Annotated in this window: 5 protein-coding genes; 3 read left to right on the top strand and 2 right to left on the bottom strand. The window is 65.3% G+C overall.

The window, feature by feature from the left end; translation table 11 throughout:
* The first annotated feature begins 92 nt into the window (after positions 1–92).
* Together ACFYQA_RS38925 and ACFYQA_RS38920 are read left to right on the top strand one after the other, a co-directional pair.
* Entirely contained in the window at positions 93–818 is a 726-nt protein-coding gene (locus tag ACFYQA_RS38925) for a hypothetical protein (protein ID WP_388928502.1), read from the top strand.
* On the top strand, positions 815–3,997 hold the full coding sequence (locus ACFYQA_RS38920; protein ID WP_388928500.1) for a type I restriction endonuclease subunit R: 3,183 nt from the start codon (positions 815–817) through the stop codon (positions 3,995–3,997). Before ACFYQA_RS38925 ends, ACFYQA_RS38920 begins: the two co-directional genes overlap by 4 nt.
* Positions 3,998–4,053: 56 nt before the next feature.
* Here ACFYQA_RS38920 and ACFYQA_RS38915 read toward each other — a convergent pair whose 3' ends face one another.
* A complete protein-coding gene (locus tag ACFYQA_RS38915; RefSeq protein WP_388928498.1) occupies positions 4,054–4,314 on the bottom strand; it encodes a DUF397 domain-containing protein in 261 nt (86 codons plus the stop codon).
* The gene (locus tag ACFYQA_RS38910) at positions 4,311–5,216 is read right to left on the bottom strand and encodes a helix-turn-helix domain-containing protein (RefSeq protein ID WP_388928496.1); all 906 of its coding nucleotides are present in this window, start codon (positions 5,214–5,216) and stop codon (positions 4,311–4,313) included. The genes ACFYQA_RS38915 and ACFYQA_RS38910 overlap by 4 nt, the downstream gene beginning before the upstream one ends.
* A 515-nt stretch (positions 5,217–5,731) precedes the next feature.
* Between ACFYQA_RS38910 and ACFYQA_RS38905 the strand changes: the two genes are divergently transcribed.
* Entirely contained in the window at positions 5,732–6,448 is a 717-nt protein-coding gene (locus tag ACFYQA_RS38905) for a DUF4839 domain-containing protein (RefSeq protein WP_388928494.1), read from the top strand.
* Positions 6,449–6,588: the final 140 nt, after the last annotated feature.

The raw sequence follows: 6,588 nt of genomic DNA, 5'->3' as shown, positions 1-6,588 counted from the left end.
GATCGACACGTCATCCGTCAGCCGCCTCGCGGCCCCACCCTCAGCTCGCTCCACCCGAAGATCATCACATGTAGATCGTTAACTCATGGCCATTGACCCTTGCCCAACTTCACGGAACGAAGAAGGCCCCTTTTCCCTGGTTGCCCAATATCACTTCAGATCGCCCGCTGGTCAAGTTGGGGTACATCTGTCGCCTTCAAAATGGCATTACGGTCAACGGCAGCCGCATTGCAACCGGAGACACGGTGACGCGCCCCTACCTTCGAGTGGCCAATGTGCAAGCGGGTCGAGTAGCGCTAGATTCAGTCACAGAGATTACCGTTCCGCGCAAGGTCGCAGAACGCAGCACACTCCGCCCCGGTGACGTGCTCATGACGGAAGGGGGCGACCTCGACAAGTTGGGCAGAGGCACTGTTTGGAGTGGTGAAATTCCCCAATGCCTACATCAGAATCATGTCTTCGCCCTGCGACCCGATGAATCCACCCTCAACGGCAAATACTTGGCGCTTATGACTCAAACAATGCACGGCCGCTGCTATTTCGAGAGCACAGGAAGCCGAACAACAAATCTAGCTTCCACGAATAGTAGCAAAATTCTAGGATTCCCCATCCCGCTGCCACCCATGGAAACACAGCTCAACCTGGTTGATAAGGTAAAAGCGGAACTTCAGGCGACCTCGGCGGTGCGAGCACTCCTCAACAGACAGCTCATGCTGCTGGCAGAACGCCGCCAAGCCCTTATCACCGCCGCCGTAACCGGCCAGTTCGACGTAACCTCCGCTAGCGGCCGCAACGTAACTGAAGGAGTCGCCGTATGAGCCCCGTGCACGACGAGTCGTCCTTCGGGGCTGCCATTGTTGCGGCGCTCTGCGAACACGGTTGGCGGGAGGCCAGCCCGAGCGACTACCAGGCCGACCTCGGACTCGACACCAACGAGCTGTACACCTTCCTCGGCAAGACCCAGCCCGACGAGTGGGACGACCTCCTCACCGTCTACGGCGGCGACCCCAACGAGGCCCAGCGCGGCTTCGCCCAGCGGCTCGACCGGGCCATCGCCGATGACGGGCTGCTGCATGTCCTCCGGAACGGGGTCAAGGATCGCGGAGTCCGGCTCCGCGTCGCCTACTTCAAGCCGAACTTGATCTCTGCGGACTCGGTCCTCGACGGCTATCGGGCCAACCGCCTCACCGTCGTCCGGGAACTCCCCTACGCCACCAAGCAGGCCGACTGGGGTCATCGGCTCGACCTGACCCTGTTCCTCAACGGCATCCCGGTCGCCACGGCCGAGTTGAAGAACCCGCTCACCGGACAGGGCGTCGACCAGGCCAAAGAGCAGTACCGGATCGACCGCGACCCGACCGAGCTGATCTTCACCCGCCGGGTCATCGCGAACTTCGCCGTCGACCCGGACCTGGTGTTCGTCACGACGCAACTGCGCGGCAAGAGCACCCAGTTCCTGCCCTTCAACACGGGCTCGAACGGCCCCGGTCAGCCCGGCGGCGCCGGCAACCCCGCACCGACCCTCCACGGCACGTACGCCACGTCGTACCTCTGGGAACACGTCTGGCAGCGGGACAACTGGCTGGACCTCCTCCAGCGCTTCGTACACCAGCAGAAGCACAAGACGCCCGGCGGCGGCAGCACCAAGTCGACGATCTTCCCGCGCTTCCACCAGTGGGACGTGGTCAAGAAGCTGACCGCGCACGCGGCCACGCACGGCGCCGGTCAGAACTACCTCGTCATGGCCTCCGCCGGCTCCGGCAAGTCGAACACCATCGGCTGGCTGACCCACCGCCTGAGCGACCTGCACGCCGACACGGACGCGACCGCGCTCGACCCAGAGGCGCTCGCCAACCAGCGCATCACGCCCGGCGAACCGGTCTTCGACAAGGTCATCGTCATCACCGACCGCCGCAACCTGGACGCCCAGCTCCGGGAAACAGTCGGCAACTTCTCGCAGACCGACGGCCTGGTCGTGAAGGTCGACGAGAAGCACGGCGCGAAGAGCGAGCAACTCGCCCGCGCCCTCTCCCGGGACACCGGCAAGATCGTCACGGTCACCCTGCACTCGTTCCCCGCCCTGCTCGACTACGTCAAGCGCAATCCGACCGAGATCAAGGGCAGCCGCTTCGCGATCGTCGTCGACGAGGCGCACTCCTCGCAGTCGGGAGACGCCGCCACCGCCGTGAAGTCCGCGCTGCGGGACCTCGGTCTGGACGCCGACACGGACGACGCGGGCGCGACCACGCTCACCGTGGACGCCAAGCTGAAGGCGAAAGCGGTGGAGCGCTCGCAGGCCGCGAACCTCTCCTACTTCGCGTTCACCGCTACCCCGAAGGCCAAGACCCTCGAACTCTTCGGCACGGAGGGCACGGAGAACGGCGAGTCCGTCTACCGCCCCTTCCACACGTACTCCATGCGCCAGGCCATCGAGGAAGGCTTCATCCTCGACCCGCTGCGCAACTACGTCACGTACAACACCTACTGGAAGCTCGCGAACCTGAACCGCGACGAGAAGGAGGTCGACCCCTCCAAGGCGAACAGCCACCTCGCCCGGTTCGCCCTCATGCACGAGCACACCGTGTCCCAGCACGCCACGGTGATCGTCGAGCACTTCGTCGCCCACACCCGCGGTCGGCTCGGCGGACGGGCCAAGTCGATGGTGGTCACCGCTTCGCGGCACTCCGCCGTGCAGATGGCCCGCGCCATCCGGAGTTACATCAAGGACCGCGAGTACGACACCAAGTACCCGGACCTCGGCGTCCTCGTCGCCTTCTCCGGTTCCCTCACCATCGACGGTAAGGAGACCACCGAGAGCAAGGAGAACGGCGGGCTGTCCGAGAGCGGGCTGCCGAAGGCGTTCGGGTACGCCCGCGCCGACGACAAGGCTGTGAAGGCCGGCGGTAAGGGGCAGCAGGAGTACCGGATTCTGGTCGTCGCCGAGAAGTACCAGACCGGCTTCGACCAGCCGCTCCTCACCACCATGTACGTCAACAAGACGCTGACCGGCATCGCGGCCGTGCAGACCCTCTCCCGCCTCAACCGCACGGCCGAACGCAAGGCGCAGGCGGACCTCGCCGTCCTGGACTTCGTCAACGAGGCCGAGGACATCCAGGAGGCGTTCCGCCCGTACTTCGAGGAGGCGCACACCCTCCCCTCCGACCCCAACCTCCTCTACACGGCCCAGAGCCGGGTCATGTCCGCGCCGATCATCTCGGAGCAGGACATGGACGAGTTCGCCCAGGCCTACTTCGAGGCGAAGGAGAAGGCGGGCGGCTCCCAGGCCAAGTGGGAGAAGCTGCACGCGGAGTTGTACCGGCTCCTCTCCCCCGCCGTCACCCGCTTCACCGCGCTGATGGACAGCGAGGAGGAGGACGACGTCGAGACGGCGGAGGAGTTCCGCGCCCACCTCAACGACTACGTCCGCAAGTACGGCTTCCTCGCGCAGATCGTGCCGTACCGCGACCCCGAGTTGGAGCGGCTGCACCTCTACGGCCGCTACCTCCTCAACCGCCTCCCCCGCCGGGCCGACGGTGGCGTGGACATAGGCGAGGTCGACCTGAGCCACCTGCGCGTCGAGAAGACCGGCGAGCACGACGTGGCCCTCACCCCCGAGGGCGCCGCCGAACTCAATGGCTTCGGCGACGGCGTGGGCGGGGCCAAGGACGACGAGAAGTCCCTGCTGTCCGAACTGATCGACAAGTTCAACGCCAAGTTCGGCACGGACTTCACCGAGACGGATCTTCTGCCCGTCTTCAACCTCACCAACGAGGACCCGAAGGTCCGCGCCGCCGCCGTCGTCAACGACGAGGAGAACTTCGGCCTCGTCTACGACAAGAAGTTCGAGGAGAACATGATGGATCACGTGTCCACCATCGACACCCTCGGCAAGCGCTACTTCGGCGCCGACCGCGAGTTCAAGTCCAACCTCGACCGCAGCGCTCGCCGCGCGGCCTGGCGGATGATCCGCAGCGAGGAAGGTCTGGACGACTTCTGAGACGGAGGAGGGGCCCGGCGTCAGCCGGACCCCTCCTTTCGTGCATCCGCCGCCGGTCAGCGCCCGGCGGTCATCTCCACGAACCCGGCCCATGCCTCTGTACCAACGGCAAGGATGGGACCACTAGTTCGCTTCGAGTCCCGGATCAGCACCGCTCCACGTGCCTCGGCGATCTCGACGCATTCGCCGCCCTCAGCACCGCTGTAGCTGCTCTTCTTCCATGCGACTTCCAGGCATTCCCCGCCTTCGCCGCTGCTGTAACTGCTCTTGAACCACGTGGCCTCCGACGTAGGAGGGAACGACTCACCCGTGTTCATAGCTCTCCCAGCACCTTCTCTACGAATCCCAGGGACTCTCTCGGGGCGAGAGCCTGGCTTCGGATGATCCCATAACGTGCCGAGATGGCTCGCACTTCATCCCGGTCAGTCACCAGGATGCTGCGCCCCTGGACCTCCAGGTAAGCAATCTGGTCGCCCTTCTTTGGCGTGATGAGCGTGAACGGGCCATCGACACCGGCGTTGTCCTCCCGGTCATTCGGCATGACCTGGATCTCCACGTTGCGCTTGTGCCCGACCAGCAGGATGTTCTCCAGGACGCCCCTCAACACCTCGGCACCGCCGAACGGCTTGTGCAACACCGCTTCCTCGATCACGAAGCTCGTCAGCGGCGACGGCCAGCTACCGAAGACCTCTTGGCGCGACAGACGTGCGGCCACACGCTGTTCAATCGTCGCCTCATCCAGCAAGGGGCGCCGCATTGCGAGCAGGGCACGGGTGTACTCCTCAGTCTGCAAGAGTCCTGGTACCGCCTGCATTGCATACAGGAACAGCTCCTGCGCGTCTGCTTCCAGTCGTGCCGCATCCCGGAAGAACGCCGGATAGTGAGCTTTCCCCACCTCCTCCTTCAGGGCGTTGAGCACGCCCCCAACCCCCAACACCTCATCCGCCTTCTCGATGAACCCCGCCTGCGGAATCCGCCGCCCCTGCTCGATGGAGGCCACCGTTTCCGGCGAGTACCCCACCCGCTTGCCGAACTCCGGTCGCTCCAGGCCCGCTCGGATCCGCAGCAGCTTCAACTGCCGCCCGAACGCGGTCACCACCCCCGCCCCCGGCTCGTCCCCGGGCCTCCGGCTCCCGCTCCCCTGTCCCTGGCCGCCCTGCACCGGTACCGGCACCGCCGCCTGTCCCTGGCCCGTCTCTTCGTCCCGCACGCTCGTCATGTCCCGCGCCTCTTCCCGTGCCGTTCCCCGGCCGCTCCGTACACCGTCGTGTGCCGCCGCGTACGAAGGGTTCACGTCGGCGCGTCACCACTGGTCACGCTAGGCCACGACACGCCACCGTGAGTACATGACCGCAGCACAACCACCCTTGACGGTGAACGCTTCACGCTGCGGCCGACGCCGAATCCGGCAGCGAGCCGAGCCTTGGGGGTGCCCCTGGCCGGAGGCTGGGGGAGTGTGTCCCACCCGCAGGTGGGCGAGTGATGGACCACCAGTGCCGGGCACGGATCACATCCCGGTGGGTGGCAAGTGCGGGATCGACGGTGTTCGGCGCCACAGCCGTCACGAAGCAGCGTTCGACCCGGCGGGCCGGCTTGCCTCCGACAGAGTGCTCCTCGGTCCGCATCGCGAACTCGGGGCCGAGGGTGACGTCGGTGATGCCAAGTTCCTCGCGGAGTCCCTTATGCTCGCGAGGCAGTTGGTATGAACAGTTCATTCAGGGGGCGCGGAGCCGCATGGCCGACGAGATCAAGTACGAGTACAAGACTGTGCGGACAGTTCGCGGCACCGACGGCTTGGTGATCTCGAAGATACAGAAGGATGGCTGGGAGCTCGTGGGACAGGTCCCGGGCACACTTCGCTCCACCCTCGACTTCCGTCGGCCGAAGAAGCCGCAGCCGTGGCTCCTGATCGGTGCGGGGGCCGCCGTCCTCGTGGTCCTGACCATCGTCATCGGCGTTGCGTCTGCGCTCAGCGACGGAGGCGAGAAGAAGGCCGAGTCGGACAAGTCGACGGCCGCTGCGAACGAGAAGCCTTCCGCTATGCCGACTCCAACCGCGGCCGAGTCGGCTGTCGCTGAGGTGATCACGCCTGAGAAAAACCCGGAGTTCGCGGCACTGCTGACGGCGGACACATGCGATGCCACGAACCTGGACTTCGCGACCAGGCATGAGGGCCGGACGGTCGCGTTCAACGGCTCGATCCGACACATGGCGCGCTACTCCACCGGCTACCACTTCCTCCTCGGTCCAGGCGACGAGGGACCGCAGACGACGGTCGGCCCGTCCTTCAAGTACGCGGATGTCACCATCTCCGACCTGAAACTGACCGGCGAGAAGATCCCCGCCACCGTCGCCGCAGGCGACAAGTTCCGCTTCGTCGCCGAGGTGGGCGAATTCAACGCGGTCCAGTGCCTCTTCTACCTCGACCCGGTCTCGACGGAAACCCGGTAGTCAAGATGGGCAGCCGCATCATCACGGACCAGCGTGCCCGGCCATTGAGCCTTTTCCAACCTCATGCTGACGCGTGATGGAGGACGAGTATGGCCTGGACGATCGCGGTGATGCGGTTGGTGCTGCAGCGGAGCTTCCGT

The organism is Streptomyces sp. NPDC005774 (genome assembly GCF_042871645.1).
Lineage (GTDB): Bacteria > Actinomycetota > Actinomycetes > Streptomycetales > Streptomycetaceae > Streptomyces > Streptomyces pratens.
Note: the sequence above shows the minus strand (reverse complement) of the source record. Positions and strands in the feature narration are given on the sequence as shown.